Source organism: Streptomyces typhae, from assembly GCF_009755605.1.
Taxonomy (GTDB): Bacteria; Actinomycetota; Actinomycetes; order Streptomycetales; family Streptomycetaceae; genus Streptomyces; species Streptomyces typhae.
In genome coordinates this window covers 162316-177139 of sequence record NZ_WPNZ01000019.1, presented here as the reverse complement: position 1 = coordinate 177139, position 14824 = coordinate 162316, and the positions used below count along the sequence as shown (strand labels likewise).

The window sequence follows — 14824 nt, the reverse complement described above, 5'->3', positions numbered from 1 at the left end:
ACGACCCTGCTGGGCGCGGCCCCTGGTGGCCGCGCCCAGACACAGCCCCTGCGCCGGTCGGCTGCTGCGCGGCACCCTCGCGAACCAGCGGATCCCGGAGTTGGCGGCAGCGGGCCTCGTCCGGGAGGCCCTTTCCGCCCCACCACAGTGATCGCTACCCCTCACCCTCCCCGACTCGCCGGAAGCGGAAAGGCTCGGCCCCCTGTGCGCCCGTGGGTGTGGCTTCCAAGGTGTCGCCGTCGACCACGGCCTCCAGGCTCGTGGGAACGCTCACCGAGAAGCACGCGGAGTCGAAAGCGATGCGGTACTCGGGTCTTTCGCCCTCCTCCGTGGTCGTCACCTTCGCGTCTCCGCACAGCCTCGCCGGTGAGGTGCCCAGGACGGCCGTGCCGTTCTTGTCGACGCGGATCATCGCCCCGTCGGCGAAGTCGGAGTACCCCGAAGGCTGCGGGCCGTCCGCGGACCACTCACCGGTGATCGGCTCCGAGGAGTCCTCCGAACACCCGACGAGCAGCAGTCCCACAGCGAGGGCGGTCACGGCGAGCGTTCGACGCATACGGGTCTCCCGGTAACGGACTTGAGGATGGCCCGCATTCAAGCAGACGCGGCGCGAACTCTGTCAGGAGATGGTCCAGTTCGGCCGGACCGCGCGCCGTCCACTATGCGTCCTGTAGGACACCAGACACCGGACATATCGAGCATACCGGACGCGTGACACCTAGAGCAGTTGAGTATCTGTGCTCAGGCAGGCTGTCCCGAATCCCTCGTAGCGTCCGGCCCATGCATAGAGACCATGCTGTTTCCGAACCGGTGTGCCGCCGGGTGGGCATCACCGCGGTGGCCTCCTGCCTGCCGGCACGCGAAGTGACCTCGCGGCAGTTGCAGGAGCGGATATCCGCGGCCTCCGGGCTGCCCTTGCCCGCGCGCATGCTCGAGCGGGTCACCGGTATCGCCTCGCGCCGGGTGGCCGCAGACGGGGAGTACGCCTCGACGCTCGCGGCGCGGGCGGGGCGCGTGGCTCTGGAGCGGGCCGGGCTCGCCCCCTACGACGTGGATCTGCTGGTGTTCGCCTCGGCCACGCGGGACGTCGCCGAACCGGCGACCGCGCACATCGTGCAGCATGAACTCGGCTGCCGGGCACACGCGTTGGACGTGACCAACGCGTGCAACAGCTTCGTCAACGGCATCGACACGGCACGGGCGATGATCCTCGCCGGCCGCGCACACCGCGCCCTGGTCGTCACGGGCGAGACGCCGAGCCGCGCGGTCCGCCACGACCCGCCCGGCCCCGGGCACCTGCGCGACGCGTTCGCGGGCTACACCTTCGGGGACGCCGGGGCCGCGGTGGTCCTGGAGGCAGTGGATCGGGGCGGCATCCTCGATGTGGACACCGAGACGCACTCCGAGCACTGGTCGGTCGGTGGCATCTTCGGGGGCGGCTCGCGTCACCCCCGCGGCGACGAGCACACGTACTTCCGCGGCGACGGCAGCGAACTGCGCGAGGTGTTCGAGAAGGTCGGCACCTCGGTGCTCGACCGGATGCGGCACCGTACGGGTTTCGCGTGGGAGGACTTCCGCCATGTCCTGGTGCACCAGGTCACCGTGCCGTATCTGGAGCGGTTCGTGGAACTGACCGGAGTCCCCCGGGAGCGCCTCGTCGTCACGGTCCCCGAGCTGGGCAACATGGCGAGCGCCACGCTCGGCGTGCAGCTCGACCGTGTCCACCAGGGTCTGCGCCCGGGTGAGAGGGTCCTGTTCGTCGGTCTGGGCGGCGGCGTGAGCATCATGACGATGGTCTGGGAGAAGGCATGAGCACGCTGTGGGTGGTCGTGCCCGCGCACCAGGAGGCCGCACGCATCGGCGGCACGCTGGACGCGCTCGCGAACCAACTCGACCGCGACTTCGCCCTCGTCGTCGTGGACAACGCCTCGACCGACAACACCGCCGCGGTCGCCTACGAGTTCGCCCGCTGGGCCCCCTTCCCCGTCCACGTCCTGCGCGAACCGGAGAAGGGCGTCGGCTGCGCCGTCGACACCGGCTTCCGCTACGCGATCGAGCGCGGCGCGGCACTGCTGGCCCGCACCGACGCCGACTGCCTGCCGCACCCCGGCTGGACCGCAGGTGCCCGTGCGGCCCTGGCGCGCGGCGCCGATCTGGTGTGCGGGCGCGTCGACGCCCGCCGCGACGAACACGGGCCCCTGGGGCGGGCCGCCTTCCGCGCACTGGTCCGTATCGCCGCTTGCTTCGGCCGCGTACGCCCCGCCCATCACCGTCGCCACGGCTACCTCGCCCCCTACCGGATGCACGCCGGCAACAACATGGCCGTCACCGCCGCCCTGTACGAAGCCGTCGGCGGCATGCCGCGCCGCCCTTCGCCCACCGACCGGCTCTTCCTCAACCGGGTACGCCGCCACACCCGCGCCATCGTCCACGCCCGGAGCATGGTCGTGGAGAACTCCACCCGCCGGCTGCGCGCCTACGGCCTTGTCGGCACCGCCCGCTGGTACCTCGACAAGGGTCCCGGCCGGCACGGGGAGGATCCGCGCTGATGCTCGACGTCCTCGCGCACACCCTGCGCCGCCGTCCCGATCGGCCCGCCGTCCTCGGCACCACCCGGACCGGCGCCGTACGCACCACAGCCACCTTCGGGGACCTCGCCGACCTCGCCGAGTCCTGCGCCACCGCCCTGCACGCGCGAGGCGTCGCGGGCGGCAGCACCGTCGGCGTCGCCGTGCGTCCCGGGCCCCGGGCGCTGGCCGTGCTGCTCGCGCTGCACCGGCTCGGTGCCCGGGCGGCGGTGCTCGATCCCGGTGCCGGGCCCGATGTGCTGCGCGCCCGGCTCGCACTGGCCCGCCCCGACCTCGTCCTGGCCGACGCCACCGCCCAGGCCGCCGCCGGCTGGGCCCGCCCGCTCGCCCGCCGGGCCCGACTGGCCCTCCCGGACCTCGCAGCGCTGGGTCCGGTGGCCACGATCGGGCCGCGGCTGCCGGGCTGCGCCCCCGCCCTGGACACCGGTGTGCGCAGGGCGCCGCTGCAGCCCCCGGTGGACGAGGACGGGGACGCCGTCATCGTCTTCACTTCGGGAACCACCGCACAACCCCGCGCGGTGGTCCACACCCGCTCCTCGCTCGCCGCCGGGATGGCCACGGTGGCCGAGCTGGTACGGCCCCGGGCCGGGGAGCCCGTACTCGGCGGCACCTTCTTCGTCCTGCTTCCCTCCCTCGCGAGCGGAGCACCGGTCGCGCTCCCCGCCCGCTCCGCGCCCGTCCTGCGCCGCCAGCTGCACCGGCTCGCCCCGCAGGCCACCTATCTGACGCCGCCGCTGATCAGGCGGCTGCTGGCGGCCGGCGGCCGGTTCACCGGCCGGGTCTGGACCGGATCGGCCCCGGCGAGCGCCGACCTGCTCACCCGCGTCAAACGCGCGGGCGCACACGAGGCCTGGGGCGTGTACGCGCTGACCGAGCTGTTCCCCGCCGCGGCCGTGGAGCAGGCCGACAAAGCCGCCTTCACCGGCGAGGGCGACCTGGTCGGCGCGCCCCTTCCCGCGGTGGCGGCCAAGACCGACGCCTCCGGCGAGCTGCTGCTCTCCGGCCCCGCCGCCCGCGACCGCTACCTGGGCCAGGACCCGGACCCGTGGGTCGCCACCGGCGACCAGGCACGTCTCGACCGCGGCAGAATCGTCCTCGAGGGCCGCCGCAAGGACATGGTCCTGCGGCACGCGGAGAACATCTACCCCGGTCTGTACGAGCCGGGACTGCACGTGCCGGGCGTCGAACTGGCCCTGCTCGTGGGCGTACCCGCCCAGGACGGCGACGAGCGCCTCGTCGCCGTCGTCCAGCCTGCCCCCGAGGCCGACCGTGCGACGCTGCGGGCAGCCTTGAGCGGACCGCTTCAGCGCATGGGCACCGCACGGCCGGACGCGGTGCTGCTCGCCGACATCCCGCTGTCCGGCCGCTCCCTGAAGCCCGACCGCGCCGCCACCGCGCGCCTGGCCGCGCGCTGCCTCGCCGCGCGGAGACAGGGATGACCGCACCTCCCGCGGCTGCCCCGATGTGGGTTGTGGTGCCCGCCTACAACGAGGAAGCCGGTATCGGGGCCACGCTCGCCGCTCTCGCCTCCCAGACCGACACCGATTTCGCCCTCGTCGTCGTGGACAACGCCTCCACCGACTCGACCGCCGCCGTGGTACGCCGCTTCGCCGCCGTAGCACCTTTTCCCGTGCACCTGGTCCACGAGGAGGAGCGGGGCACCGGTGCCGCCGTCGACACCGGATGCCGGTACGCCGTCGCGCACGGCGCCGCACTCCTCGTACGTACGGACGCCGACTGCCTGCCCGCCGCCGACTGGGTCGACGCCGCGCGCCGGGAGTTCGCGAGCGGCACGGAGATGGCCTGCGGCCGCAGCCTTCCGCGCGGGGACGAGCGGCCCTCTCCCGCCGAGCGGTACGTGCTGCCCGCGGTCGTCCGGGCCGCCGCGCTGTACGGGCGCTGCCGCACCCGGCACCGGCACCCGCGCTACCGCGCTCCCTACGTGCTGTGCCACGGCCACAACCTCGCCATCACGGCCGCGCTCTACCTGCGCTGCGGGGGCACGCCCCGCATCCCGCTGGAAGGACCGGCCGAAGACGTCGTCCTGCTCAACCGGGCACGCCTGCACAGCGACCGCGTCGCTCGGGCCGAGCGGATGGTGGTGCACACCAGCCTGCGCCGCCTGCGGGCCTGGGGCGCCCGCCGGACCCTGCTGTGGTGCTGGGACCGCCGCTACCGCCCCGCCGACCCGAAGCAGGTACACATCAGATGACCACCCTTCCCACCGCCACCTCGTCCGCCCTCCGTGCCGCCCGGCGCCGCGACCAGCGGGTCTACACCCGCTCCCACCCCCTCCTGTCCGCCCTCCTCGCCGCCACCCGCCGACGCCCGGTCACCCGTGTCGGCGGCACGGTGCTGGTACACGGCACCGAGCCCTACCGGCAGGCCCTCACCCGCATCCCGCTCGACCGCACCGCCACCGGCACCACCGGCGGCGCCGCCCGGGAACTGTCCTCCGGCGGCGCTCTGTTCGACCAGGAGGGCACCGGCCACCGCACCACCCGCCGCGCCGTCGCCGCCGATCTCGGCACGGCAGGCGTGGAGCGACTGCGCCCGGCATGGCTGGCCGTCCTGGAGCACCGGCTCTCCCCGCTCGGCACGGGCCAGGCCGTCGACCTCGTACCGCTGGCCCGTGAACTGGCCGGGGCCACCGTCCGCGCCCTGCTGGGCACAACCGGGGACCCGCAGGCCATCGCCTCGGCGGCCCTCGCGGCGGCAGCCGCCGCCGTACGCGACCACCTGCCCGGCCCCCGGCCTCCGGGCACCGCTCGTACCGCAGCCGCGGCGACCGCCCGACTGGAGACGTTGCTCGCTCCGGCGGCCGAGGGAACGGCCGAGCCGGGCCTGCGAGCCGTCCTGGCGGTCGCCGCCGTCAACACCACCGTCGCGGCGCTCCCGCGCGCCGCCGCCTGGTGCGCCGACGCAGGACTCTGGGACGAGGCCGCCGACCACCGGCTGCGCCCCGCCCTGGTGGACGAACTGCTGCGGGTGACCGCTCCCTCCCCCTTGCTGCCCCGCGAGGCCGCGGCCGACGGGGAGCTGGACGGCTGCCCGGTGCGGGCCGGGGACCGCCTGCTCCTGGTGGCCCGGCACGCCGTGCGGGCCCACGACCGACTACCCGATCCCCGTCACCCGGCGCCGTCCGCCATGGCTCAGCTCGTGTTCGGCGCGGGCGCCCACGCGTGCCCCGGGGCGCGGCTTGCCCGCACCCAGCTCGATGACACCCTCGCCGCGCTCGCCCTCCGTCGCCCCGCCGTCGTCCACGCCCGCGTCGACCGGGCCGCGGCCCTGCCCGGCTGGCGCTCCCTGACCGTTCGCGCCGCCGGTGACCGATCCCCGGAGAACCCATGACCACGATCGCCGTCACGGGGGCGAGCGGCTTCTGCGGCTCGCACGTCGCCACCACGGCCGCAGCCCGCGGCGCCGATGTCCTGTGCGTCGGCCGGCGTCCGGGCCCGGTCGGCCGGCACATCCCCTGGGACGCCGGACACGAGGTGCCCGACCTGTCCGGCGCGGACCTCGTCGTGCACTGCGCGGCGGCCGTCGGCGACCCGGTGCCCGGCTCCCCGGCCGAGGCCACCATGCGCGCCGTCAACATCGACGGCGCCGCACGGCTGCTCAAGGCGGCCGCCGGCCGGCCCGTGGTGTGGGTCAGCAGTGCCAGTGTCTACGCACCCGGCCCCGGCCGCTCCCCCCTCACCGAGGACCATCCGGTACGCGGACACCTGAACGCCTACGGCCGGACCAAGGCCGCCGGTGAAGCACTGGCGCTCGCCGCGGGCGCCGTGGTGCTGCGCCCGCGGGCGGTCTACGGGCCCGGCGACCCGCACCTGGTGCCCCGGCTGCTGTCCCGCGTCCGCCACGGCCTGCTGGTACTTCCCGGGCCCAGCGTTCCGCTCAGCCTGACCGCCGTCGAGAACCTCACCGACGCCTGCCTGCTGGCCGCCGACTGGCCGCCCGGCGCGTACAACATCGCCGACCCCACGCCCTACGACCGGGACCAGGCGATCCACACGGTCCTGCGCGCCCACGCCGTACGGGCCCGTATCGCCCACATCCCGCTGCCCGTCGCTCGCGCCGTCGCGAGCGCCGCCCAGAGGGCGGCAAGGCTGCGTCCCCACGCACAACCGCCCCTCACACGCTACGCCGTGGATCAGTTGGCGCGCTCCGTGGTCCTGGACGTGTCCAGGGCCGCATCGCAAGGGTGGACGGCAGGTCGTGCCCTGGGCGATGGGCTATGTCGTCGCTGACGGCCACGACATAGCCCATCGGGGCCCCGGGCAGCGGCGGTAGCCGCCTCGCGGCGCACAGGCCTGCTGTGGAACAGACACCCTCACCTAACCCCTCACTCACCTTTGACAGGTTAGCTCCCTCCATGCTTGCATGATGACGAACTAACCATCTAGGTAGCCAGAAGGGGTTAGACATGAGCTCGGTGCACCATCGGACCGCCATCGTCGACGGCCATGAGATCTTCTACCGCGAGGCCGGCCCTGCCGACGCGCCCGCGATCGTTCTGCTGCACGGCTATCCGACCAGTTCGTTCATGTTCCGCACACTCATCCCGCTGCTGGCCGGCGACTACCACGTCATCGCACCGGACCACCTCGGCTTCGGCCACTCCGACGCTCCCCCCGCAGGGGAGTTCACCTACACCTTCGACGCTCTCGCCGCCCTCACCTCCGGACTGCTCGAACAACTCGGCCTGGACCACTACGCCTTGTACGTCCAGGACTACGGCGCCCCCATCGGATGGCGCCTCGCGCTCCAGCACCCCGAACGGATCACCGCCGTCGTCACCCAGAACGGCAACGGCTACGAGGACGGTTTCGTCGAGCCGTTCTGGGCCGACGTCTGGGCCTACGGGGACAATCCCGGCCCCGAAACCGAACCTGCCGTCCGTGCCGCGCTGAGCATCGACGCCATCCGCCGGCAGTACGTGCACGGCGTTCCGGACCCGAGCCTGGTCAGCCCGGACACCTGGGAACACGACTTCGCTCTCGTGTCGCGCGAGGGCAACGACGAGGTCCAGCTGGCACTGTTCCGCGACTACCGCAGCAACCGTCCGCTCTACCCGCTGCTGCACGAGTTCCTGCGCACCAGCGGCGTTCCGGTGCTCGCCGTGTGGGGCCGCAACGACGAGATCTTCGGTCCGGCCGGCGCGCGGGCCTTCGCCCGTGACGCGAAGGACGCGGAGGTGCACCTGATCGACGGCGGCCACTTCCTGCTGGAGAGTCACCTCGACGTCGTCGCGGGATACCTGCGCGGCTTCCTCGGCCGTGTACTGGGCGCCCCTGGCGACCAGAACCCCCAGGTGGTCCAGGACACGTGACACCCCGTCCGCGCACGCCCAGGCTGCGGGCCGGGGGCGGACAGTCGCGGCGGACCACAAGAAAGGCGACGGAGCGTCAGTCCTTGCGTTGCGCGGACGCCTTCCGCTCGGCCTCCGCTGCGGCGCGGAACCGGGACCAGGAGTCGGTGCGGACGTCGAGGGCGTCGGACAGGTAGGCGCTGACGGCGTCGGCCACGAGGGCCACGCGGGCGGGGTCGGTGTCCGTGGTCTCGGCCACCGCCTCCCCCGCGACGCCGCCCAGGGTGTGTTCACCGTTCGGTACGGTCAGCAAGCGCTTCGGCGCGGGGCTCAGGTGATAGGCGTCGAGGAACCAGTCCGGGCCTCGCGTCGACATCTCCGACTGGTCCTTCTCGCCGGCGATGACGAGCGCGGGCGTACTCATGGTGCTGTAGTCCGGCCTCATGAAGGGCAGGTGCTCGGCAGCGAACGGCGTCAGGGAGTCCCCCGTTCCGGTCGCGGCGATCAGCACACCGGCCTTGACGCCGTCGCGGGAGAAGTCCTCCCCAGGCTCGCCGGCGTCGTCGAGGACGCGGGCGCCGAGGAGCGCGCCCACGGTCTGGGCACCCCAGGAGTGCCCCACCAGCGCGACTCGTGAGTGGTCGACCCTGCCGGTGAGCCCCGCCTGCTCCATGACGTGACCGAGATGGTCGAGCACACCGTGGAGGTCGGCGACGCGCACGCGCCATAGGGTGCCGAAGCGTGGATCGTCGAACCCGATGCCGTACCGGCGGGAATCGAGATGCGTGGGCTGCACGACGGCGAACCCGGCGTCGGCCCAGCGGTCGACCAGCGGCCCATAGCCGTCCATCGACCACGCGTTGCCGTGGGAGAACACGATGACGGGCAGGTCGGCGCCCCGTGCGGGGGCGGTCACCTTCACTTGCAGCTCGAAGTCCCGGCCCTCGGCGGGAACGGTGATCGGCTTGATCGCGATCGTCTGACGCTGTGCGGGAACAGACATGTGCGCTGGGTCTCCCTGGAAGTTCTCTCGCGGAAAGGCGCGCCGCTTCGGAAGGGCGCGTACGCGTACCGCATACTTGGCGGAACGATGTTCCGCACATTAGCGGAACAGTGTTCCGCGAAGCAAGGAGAAGCCGTGCCCAGAGAAGGTGGCGCCCGGGAGGCCGGAGCGCAGCGCACGCGTCAGGCGCTCTTGTCGGCAGCGGCCCAGGTGTTCGTCGAGCAGGGCGTGAACGCTCCCATTCGCGCCATCGCCGGCCGCGCCCAGGTGGGCCTGGGCACCGTGTACCGGCACTTCCCCCATCGGGCCGAGCTGGTCGTCGCGGTCTACCGGCATCAGATCGACGAGTGCGCCGCCCTCGCGACCGAACTGGCCGGCTCGGCCGATCCGAGGAGCGCCCTGTCCCGGTGGGCCGAAGCGTTCGTCGAGTTCCTGGCCACCAAGCACGGGCTCGGCGCGGCCCTGCAGTCGGACGACGCCAGCCTCCACACGCTGCACTCCCTGATGCTCGAGAAGCTCGTACCGGCGTGTGAGCTGCTCGTCGACGACGCCGTGGCTCGCGGGCGGTTGGACCCCGGCGTGAACGCGTACGTACTGACGCGGGCCATCGGCAACCTCTGCATCCTGGGCCCCGGTTACGAGCGGGAGGACGCGCACGCCATGGTGGCCCGGCTGCTTGCCGGCTGCTGGCTGGATGCCACCACGGACGTCGTTGACGGCCAGCGAGCGCCCCGATGACACACGGCGGCCACAACCTGGCAGCCGCCCGCCCTCTACCGCCTGTTCGGCGACAAGGAGGGGCCGCTGGACACGGCGGCCGAGTACGGCGTCACTCGCTTCCTGGCCGCCGAGCAGCGTGCCCGAGGAGTCAGACGCCGGTCTCCCCCGCTTCCCGCGCGTCGAATCCCGCGCGTGCGCGTTCGATGGCGGGCATGTTCTGTGAGGTCCATGCCAGCAGCACGTCGACGGGGTGCCGCAGGGTCTTCCCGAGAGGGGTGATCTGGTAGCGGACCGCCACGGGGCGGGTGGAGACGACCTCGCGCTCGATCACGCCATTGCGTTCGAGGCGTCGCAGCGTCGCCGTCAGCGACTTCTGTGTGACCTGGGGGACGGCCCGGCGCAACTCGTTGAAGCGGCACGGGCGTTCGCAGAGCTCGTTGAGGACGCTGAGCGACCACTTGTCGAGGATCTGGTCGAGCAGTTCACGGTGGGGGGCTTCGATGCGGAGCTCGCCGACGGTATCCATGGTGAAACCTGGTCTCGTTGAAGTATCTTTCTCCTACTAAGTAGCTTACATATACCTACTGCGAGGAGACAGAACCATGACTGTTCAGCGCTTCACCCCGGACGGCATGCTGCAGCCGGTCCCCTACCACCACGTCGCCGTGGGCACCGGAACCAAGCACGTCCACGTCAGCGGCCAGGTCGCGCGCCAGGCCGACGGCACCCCGGTGGCGCCCGGCGATCTGGCCGGGCAGGTCGCCCAGGCGCTGCGCAACACCGCCGTCGGACTGGAGGGCGCGGGCGCGTCGTTCGCGGACGTGCTGCGCCTGACCTTCTACGTGACCCGGTGGAGCCCGGAGAAGATCGGCGACTTCATGGCCGGCGTGGAGGCCGTCGCCGAGGAGATCGGCCTTCCGCTCCCCACTCCTCCGGCCTCCCTCATCGGCGTCGAGTACCTCTTCGAGCCGGACGTCCTCGTCGAGGTCGAGGCGACGGCGCTCCTGGACTGACTCCTTCCGGAGGCTGGACTGACCCCTTCGGGAGGCTGGACTGACCCCATCGGGAGGCTGGACTGACCCCATCGGGAGGAGGCCCCGGGAGCCGAAGCTCCCGCACCGTCCGGGCAGAGAACGGGCGAAAGATGGACAAGACACGGACAGGAACGGACAGGGAACGGACAGCCCGGTGCGACGCGCGGGCGCCGGCGCCGTGATCGCAGCCACCGTTCGGACATGTCGGGCGCCGAACCAGCAGGAGCGGAGCCGGTCATGCTCGGTCAGTTCCCATGACGGTACGGGCGCGACACGCCGCGCGGGGCGGTTGTAGAACGGTACGAGCAGCCCGAGTCGGTGGACGCAACAGTCGCCGCGAGTCGGCGAGTGAGCCCGCACCGGCTGCTGACGAACGGTGAACGCCCCCGGCTGTACACGCGCCGGAGTGGAACGCGAGTACCTCGATCGTCGAGTACAGCAACCATCAAGCACCTCGCGCATCGCACATCACGTTCCACATCTCGCACCTGACACCTCGCACCTGACACCTCGCACCTCACACCTCACACCTCACACCTCACACCTCACACCTCACACCTCACACCCATCGGAGTGATCCGTGTTGTCACACACATCACGCATAGCCCTCGCCTGTTCGACCGCCCTGCTGGCCGCCGCCGTAGGAACCACGACGGCCGAGGCCGCTCAGCCTCAGCCGCAGCCCGCAGACAACTGCGTCGTCGATGTCGAGACCGGCACGTCGCAGTGCTTCAGCACCTTCCGCCAGGCCATCGCGTCGACCACCGACGGACGCATCACTGACGCGCCGTTATCCGGTGAGGACATCGACCAGAGACTGGTCGAGCGGCTGAGGGCCCCCTCCGGTGCCCGGGGAACACAGGACGTCCAGCTCGGCATCGTCTACCAGCACTCGAACTACGGCGGCACGTCCGTCATCTACAGCGCAGGCAGCGGATGCCAGAGCGGCAACGGCAGGGACCACCAGGCCGACCTCACCGGCGGCATGGACAACGCGGTCAGTTCGCTGACCACAGTGACCTGCTGGCTCGAACTGTGGGACGCCCCCGGCACGGGCGGCACCCACCAGGAGTACCGGCAGGCGACCTCCTACGTCGGGGACGCGATGAACGACCGAGCCTCCTCCGTCGCCTTCCTGTAGGCCCCTGGCCGCACCTTCCGGCGCCGGCCGCACCCGCTTCACGAGGCCGGCGCCGGTCTCCACCTACACCTACACCTACACCTACACCTACACCTACACCTACACCTACACCACGAACGGGAGACCCCATGTTCCGCACCGCCTTATTGGCCGCCACGCTCATGACTGTCGGCCTCAGCGCCGGCCCCGCGGCGGCCGAACCCTCCTCGGGCCCGACCACCGTTCGCCACTTCTCCGGCTCCAACTGCCCCTCCAACAGCCTCTGCATCTACAAGGACGGCAACTTCAGGGGCGGCGGCGTCGCCTTCGAGCGCGGGGACGACCGCTGGTCGCTGCACAACGTCCGGATGAACGACCAGATGTCCTCGTGGTCCAACGACTCCGGTGTCACGTGCTACTGGTTCGAGCACGAGCACTTCCGGGGGGCCTCGCACGACATGAGGAACGGCTTCCGCGTCAACCTCCCGGGCAACGAGAACGACACCGCGTCGTCCATCCGCTGCTGAGCGGTCCGGCCGCCGCGGCGCCTGATCAGTCGTGACCTGTGCCTGTCAGGGGTCAGTGGTCATTGCGGGTGGCGGCCGGCTTCCACTGCTTCCCGGACGCTCGCCGCTCGCGCCGCGGAAACCGTGGCTTGGGCGTCCCGTGCCCGGTCGCTGTAGCGTCCGACCATCAGGGCTGACCGCCCGGATCCCGGACCGCCGGATGCGCGGCGCGTTCGCCGCCGAGGTCAAGTGCACGAACATCGCCATGACACGGGATCGTAGGCGACCGGGCAAGGATCATAGATCCGAGGTCAGGGACAGGGTCAGGGGGCACGGGGCAGGGGCAGGAGTACGTTCAGCGCGAAGACCGGTCGGCTTCGGGTCGCGGTTGATTGACGATGTGGCAGCCGGTGGCCTTCAGATGTGTTTCGTCCACCGTGACGGCGGTGCAGTCGGCCAGTTGGTTGTCGCGGCGGACGAGGCCGACGACGGGAGGCAGCCCGTACACCTCCGTGGAGTAGTACGCGTCGACGGTGAAGATGTAGGGCGCGCCGGAGTCCGTGAAGCCGGGACAGGATTCCAACTTGGCGTGCAGGGTGCCGCGGTGCGTGAGGGTGTCCCGGAAGCCGATGGCGGACGTGCAGTGAGTGGTGGTCTCGGCGCTCGCGGGAGCGGGTGAGGCGAGAGTGAGGGTACCCGCCACGGCGATGATCGCTGCCGTGGCGCCCAGGGCACGGCGTGCACGTTCCTCCATGTGTGCTCCCGAGACGGTGTGGGTGAGAGGGCCGGTCGGTAGCAGTGTCGGTGAACGGTGGCTGCCGGGACAGACAGGAACCAGTCGTTCGACCGGGCCGCGGAGGGGGACGCCCGGCCGGACAGCTGACGGTCCCCGCTCCCTCCGGGGGGCACCGCCGGGCACCGCGCCTCCGGTGGCTGGGGTGCGCAGTGCACCGTGCCACCGGCGGCCTTGGACCGCAGCCCGGCGGGGTGCCGCACCAGCCGTCATCCGGTGCCGCGTACGAACGTCACTGCCGGGAAGGCCGGAGAGGGCCCGTCGAGCAGGTGTCCCTGGCGGTGGCGCAGGTGCTTGTCGAAGAACGCCGCCGGGTACGCCTGCTGGATCCTCACCGCCTGGACGGGATCGAGCGTGCCGATCACGTCCTGGAGCTGCCGCGCGCTCCACCCGCGCACTTTCGCCACCTGTGGGAACAGCGCCTCATTGTCACCGTACGAGATGTGGACGGCGCCCCGGGCCCGGAGGTTCAGCCGCCAGCCCCGCAGGTGCGACCAGAACGCGGCGACCTCGGGGTTCGTGGCCCGGGTGAACTCGGCGGACATCATCATGAACGGCCGTACCAAGTCGCCGGTCAGGGGCGGGTTCATCTGCATCGGGGCGTCGAGACCCAGCCCGGCACGGATGCGCTCGTCCGCGAGCATGGCGCAGGCGGTGGCTGTCCCGCCCTTCGACCAGCCGAACGCGCCCACGCGCCGAGGATCGAGGGAGCCGAGCAGCCCGGCGGGCAGTTCTCTGCGGTCGACGTCGGGATTGCTCCCGGCGGCGAGTTGCTCGACGCAGTCCAGGACGAAGCGCAGATCGGCGGCGAAGTCGCCGGGCAGTGTCGGCGCCCGCTCGTCGTCGACGGGGACGGCGATCCGGCCGTCGGGGAACTCGGTGTAGGTGTCGTACTGGTGAGCCACCGTCACGACTGCGTAGCCGCGGCTGGCGAGTTCCTGGACCGTGACGGTGTGGTCGCCCTGGTGGCTGTGCGCGCCGTGCGAGAAGACAACCACGGGCAGCCGTCGGCCCGATCGCCGCACCGGAGCGCCCACGTGGCCGGAGGAGAGCGGCCCCAGAGGGGCCAGATCCCCGAACCCGGCATCGGCGAGGAACGCCTGTAGCGCACCGGCCGGCATCCAGGGCGCCACCGGGTACCGCCGGACGTCCCGGGCGGGGTACCAGACGGTGGCCATCAGCTCGCGGAAGTGCCCCGTACCCGCGATGTCGTCCGGACGTGACCGGTCGACAAGGTGCAGTTGGACCGTACCCACCGGGTACGGTCCGGTCGGCGCGGGCAGCATGAGCCGCGCCGTCGCGGGCCGGGCGGCGGCCCGGCCCGCACCACCTGCAAGCGGCAGGGCGGCCCCTGCGGCCAGCGCGGCTCCGAGCGCGCTGCGGCGCGTCATGCCCTTATGGCTGATGAATGTCGTGGTGGTCACGAGCCCTCCCGTGGTGGCGGAACGTCAACCGTGCCGCAACCGTCGGGCCGCGAGCACAAGAGAACGCTGTCACCTGCCCCTCCCGCACAGCATCGGCCCACCGGTTGACGTCTCGCGCGAGCACCGTCCCGTGGGTGTACACCCTGGGGTCACTTGCGCCGCCCGGCACGACGCCGCCCACTCGGGCCGGCCCCTGCGTGGGAGTGCGGTGTGTCGATGACTCCCGACAAGGGGAGCGATCCGCGTGCCGGCCCAGGTGCGCTCCTCCCCCCCGACCGGAGCCGAGCGGGGGCCTTTCAACTGGCCTGTTTATGAAAGAGGCAGG

The 14824-nt window shown here is 72.0% G+C and carries 16 protein-coding genes; 11 read left to right on the top strand and 5 right to left on the bottom strand.

Annotated features, from left to right (window positions below):
* Positions 1-154 precede the first annotated feature (154 nt).
* A complete protein-coding gene (locus tag GPA10_RS29775) occupies positions 155-556 on the bottom strand; it encodes a hypothetical protein (RefSeq protein WP_058849094.1) in 402 nt (133 codons plus the stop codon).
* Between the two features lie 224 nt (positions 557-780).
* Here GPA10_RS29775 and GPA10_RS29770 point away from each other — a divergent pair, with 224 nt between their 5' ends.
* From GPA10_RS29770 to GPA10_RS29740, 7 genes are all read left to right on the top strand, one after another.
* Complete coding sequence (locus GPA10_RS29770) at positions 781-1812, top strand: 3-oxoacyl-ACP synthase III family protein (protein WP_157168181.1); 1032 nt, start codon at positions 781-783, stop codon at positions 1810-1812.
* Positions 1809-2549 (top strand): glycosyltransferase family 2 protein, encoded by a 741-nt coding sequence (locus GPA10_RS29765; RefSeq protein ID WP_157168180.1) that lies wholly within the window; start codon positions 1809-1811, stop codon positions 2547-2549. Before GPA10_RS29770 ends, GPA10_RS29765 begins: the two co-directional genes overlap by 4 nt.
* Positions 2549-4027: a class I adenylate-forming enzyme family protein gene (locus GPA10_RS29760; protein WP_157168179.1), complete on the top strand. Its 1479-nt coding sequence runs from the start codon at positions 2549-2551 to the stop codon at positions 4025-4027. The genes GPA10_RS29765 and GPA10_RS29760 overlap by 1 nt, the downstream gene beginning before the upstream one ends.
* Positions 4024-4800, top strand: a complete 777-nt coding sequence (locus GPA10_RS29755; protein WP_157168178.1) for a glycosyltransferase family 2 protein — start codon at positions 4024-4026, stop codon at positions 4798-4800. Before GPA10_RS29760 ends, GPA10_RS29755 begins: the two co-directional genes overlap by 4 nt.
* On the top strand, positions 4797-5939 hold the full coding sequence (locus tag GPA10_RS43500; RefSeq protein ID WP_157168177.1) for a cytochrome P450: 1143 nt from the start codon (positions 4797-4799) through the stop codon (positions 5937-5939). The genes GPA10_RS29755 and GPA10_RS43500 overlap by 4 nt, the downstream gene beginning before the upstream one ends.
* Positions 5936-6838, top strand: a complete 903-nt coding sequence (locus GPA10_RS29745) for an NAD-dependent epimerase/dehydratase family protein (protein WP_157168176.1) — start codon at positions 5936-5938, stop codon at positions 6836-6838. The genes GPA10_RS43500 and GPA10_RS29745 overlap by 4 nt, the downstream gene beginning before the upstream one ends.
* A gap of 176 nt (positions 6839-7014) precedes the next feature.
* On the top strand, positions 7015-7920 hold the full coding sequence (locus GPA10_RS29740; protein WP_157168175.1) for an alpha/beta fold hydrolase: 906 nt from the start codon (positions 7015-7017) through the stop codon (positions 7918-7920).
* Between the two features lie 76 nt (positions 7921-7996).
* Here the strand turns inward: GPA10_RS29740 and GPA10_RS29735 are convergent, their stop codons facing one another.
* Entirely contained in the window at positions 7997-8902 is a 906-nt protein-coding gene (locus GPA10_RS29735; protein WP_157168174.1) for an alpha/beta hydrolase family protein, read from the bottom strand.
* 135 nt (positions 8903-9037) lie between these two features.
* Between GPA10_RS29735 and GPA10_RS29730 the strand changes: the two genes are divergently transcribed.
* Positions 9038-9640 (top strand): TetR/AcrR family transcriptional regulator, encoded by a 603-nt coding sequence (locus tag GPA10_RS29730; RefSeq protein WP_343041462.1) that lies wholly within the window; start codon positions 9038-9040, stop codon positions 9638-9640.
* A gap of 130 nt (positions 9641-9770) precedes the next feature.
* On the opposite strand, the gene GPA10_RS29725 is transcribed toward GPA10_RS29730, so the two are convergent.
* Positions 9771-10148 carry a winged helix-turn-helix transcriptional regulator gene (locus GPA10_RS29725; RefSeq protein WP_157168173.1) on the bottom strand — a complete coding sequence of 126 codons (378 nt, stop codon included), beginning with the start codon at positions 10146-10148 and terminating at the stop codon, positions 9771-9773.
* 76 nt (positions 10149-10224) lie between these two features.
* On the opposite strand from GPA10_RS29725, the gene GPA10_RS29720 reads away from it, so the two are divergent.
* The 3 genes from GPA10_RS29720 to GPA10_RS29710 all read left to right on the top strand — a co-directional run bounded on the left by GPA10_RS29720 (position 10225) and on the right by GPA10_RS29710 (position 12303).
* Complete coding sequence (locus GPA10_RS29720; protein WP_058849084.1) at positions 10225-10635, top strand: RidA family protein; 411 nt, start codon at positions 10225-10227, stop codon at positions 10633-10635.
* Positions 10636-11239: 604 nt separating this feature from the next.
* Positions 11240-11797: a hypothetical protein gene (locus GPA10_RS29715; protein WP_157168172.1), complete on the top strand. Its 558-nt coding sequence runs from the start codon at positions 11240-11242 to the stop codon at positions 11795-11797.
* 128 nt (positions 11798-11925) lie between these two features.
* On the top strand, positions 11926-12303 hold the full coding sequence (locus GPA10_RS29710; protein WP_157168171.1) for a peptidase inhibitor family I36 protein: 378 nt from the start codon (positions 11926-11928) through the stop codon (positions 12301-12303).
* Positions 12304-12637: 334 nt separating this feature from the next.
* Here GPA10_RS29710 and GPA10_RS29705 read toward each other — a convergent pair whose 3' ends face one another.
* Both GPA10_RS29705 and GPA10_RS29700 read right to left on the bottom strand, forming a co-directional pair.
* Positions 12638-13036 carry a hypothetical protein gene (locus GPA10_RS29705; protein ID WP_157168170.1) on the bottom strand — a complete coding sequence of 133 codons (399 nt, stop codon included), beginning with the start codon at positions 13034-13036 and terminating at the stop codon, positions 12638-12640.
* A 248-nt stretch (positions 13037-13284) separates the two neighbouring features.
* A complete protein-coding gene (locus tag GPA10_RS29700; RefSeq protein WP_343041461.1) occupies positions 13285-14499 on the bottom strand; it encodes an alpha/beta hydrolase family protein in 1215 nt (404 codons plus the stop codon).
* Between the last annotated feature and the right edge of the window lie 325 nt (positions 14500-14824).

Excerpts from the sequence above, each read along its gene's own strand:
- GPA10_RS29775 (WP_058849094.1), bottom strand. The coding sequence starts at position 556 with ATGCGTCGAACGCTCGCCGTGACCGCCCTCGCTGTGGGACTGCTGCTC.
- GPA10_RS29735 (WP_157168174.1), bottom strand. The coding sequence starts at position 8,902 with ATGTCTGTTCCCGCACAGCGTCAGACGATCGCGATCAAGCCGATCACC.
- GPA10_RS29720 (WP_058849084.1), top strand. The coding sequence starts at position 10,225 with ATGACTGTTCAGCGCTTCACCCCGGACGGCATGCTGCAGCCGGTCCCC.
- GPA10_RS29745 (WP_157168176.1), top strand. The coding sequence starts at position 5,936 with ATGACCACGATCGCCGTCACGGGGGCGAGCGGCTTCTGCGGCTCGCAC.
- GPA10_RS29770 (WP_157168181.1), top strand. The coding sequence starts at position 781 with ATGCATAGAGACCATGCTGTTTCCGAACCGGTGTGCCGCCGGGTGGGC.
- GPA10_RS29755 (WP_157168178.1), top strand. The coding sequence starts at position 4,024 with ATGACCGCACCTCCCGCGGCTGCCCCGATGTGGGTTGTGGTGCCCGCC.
- GPA10_RS29760 (WP_157168179.1), top strand. The coding sequence starts at position 2,549 with ATGCTCGACGTCCTCGCGCACACCCTGCGCCGCCGTCCCGATCGGCCC.
- GPA10_RS29705 (WP_157168170.1), bottom strand. The coding sequence starts at position 13,036 with ATGGAGGAACGTGCACGCCGTGCCCTGGGCGCCACGGCAGCGATCATC.
- GPA10_RS29740 (WP_157168175.1), top strand. The coding sequence starts at position 7,015 with ATGAGCTCGGTGCACCATCGGACCGCCATCGTCGACGGCCATGAGATC.
- GPA10_RS29765 (WP_157168180.1), top strand. The coding sequence starts at position 1,809 with ATGAGCACGCTGTGGGTGGTCGTGCCCGCGCACCAGGAGGCCGCACGC.
- GPA10_RS43500 (WP_157168177.1), top strand. The coding sequence starts at position 4,797 with ATGACCACCCTTCCCACCGCCACCTCGTCCGCCCTCCGTGCCGCCCGG.
- GPA10_RS29725 (WP_157168173.1), bottom strand. The coding sequence starts at position 10,148 with ATGGATACCGTCGGCGAGCTCCGCATCGAAGCCCCCCACCGTGAACTG.
- GPA10_RS29710 (WP_157168171.1), top strand. The coding sequence starts at position 11,926 with ATGTTCCGCACCGCCTTATTGGCCGCCACGCTCATGACTGTCGGCCTC.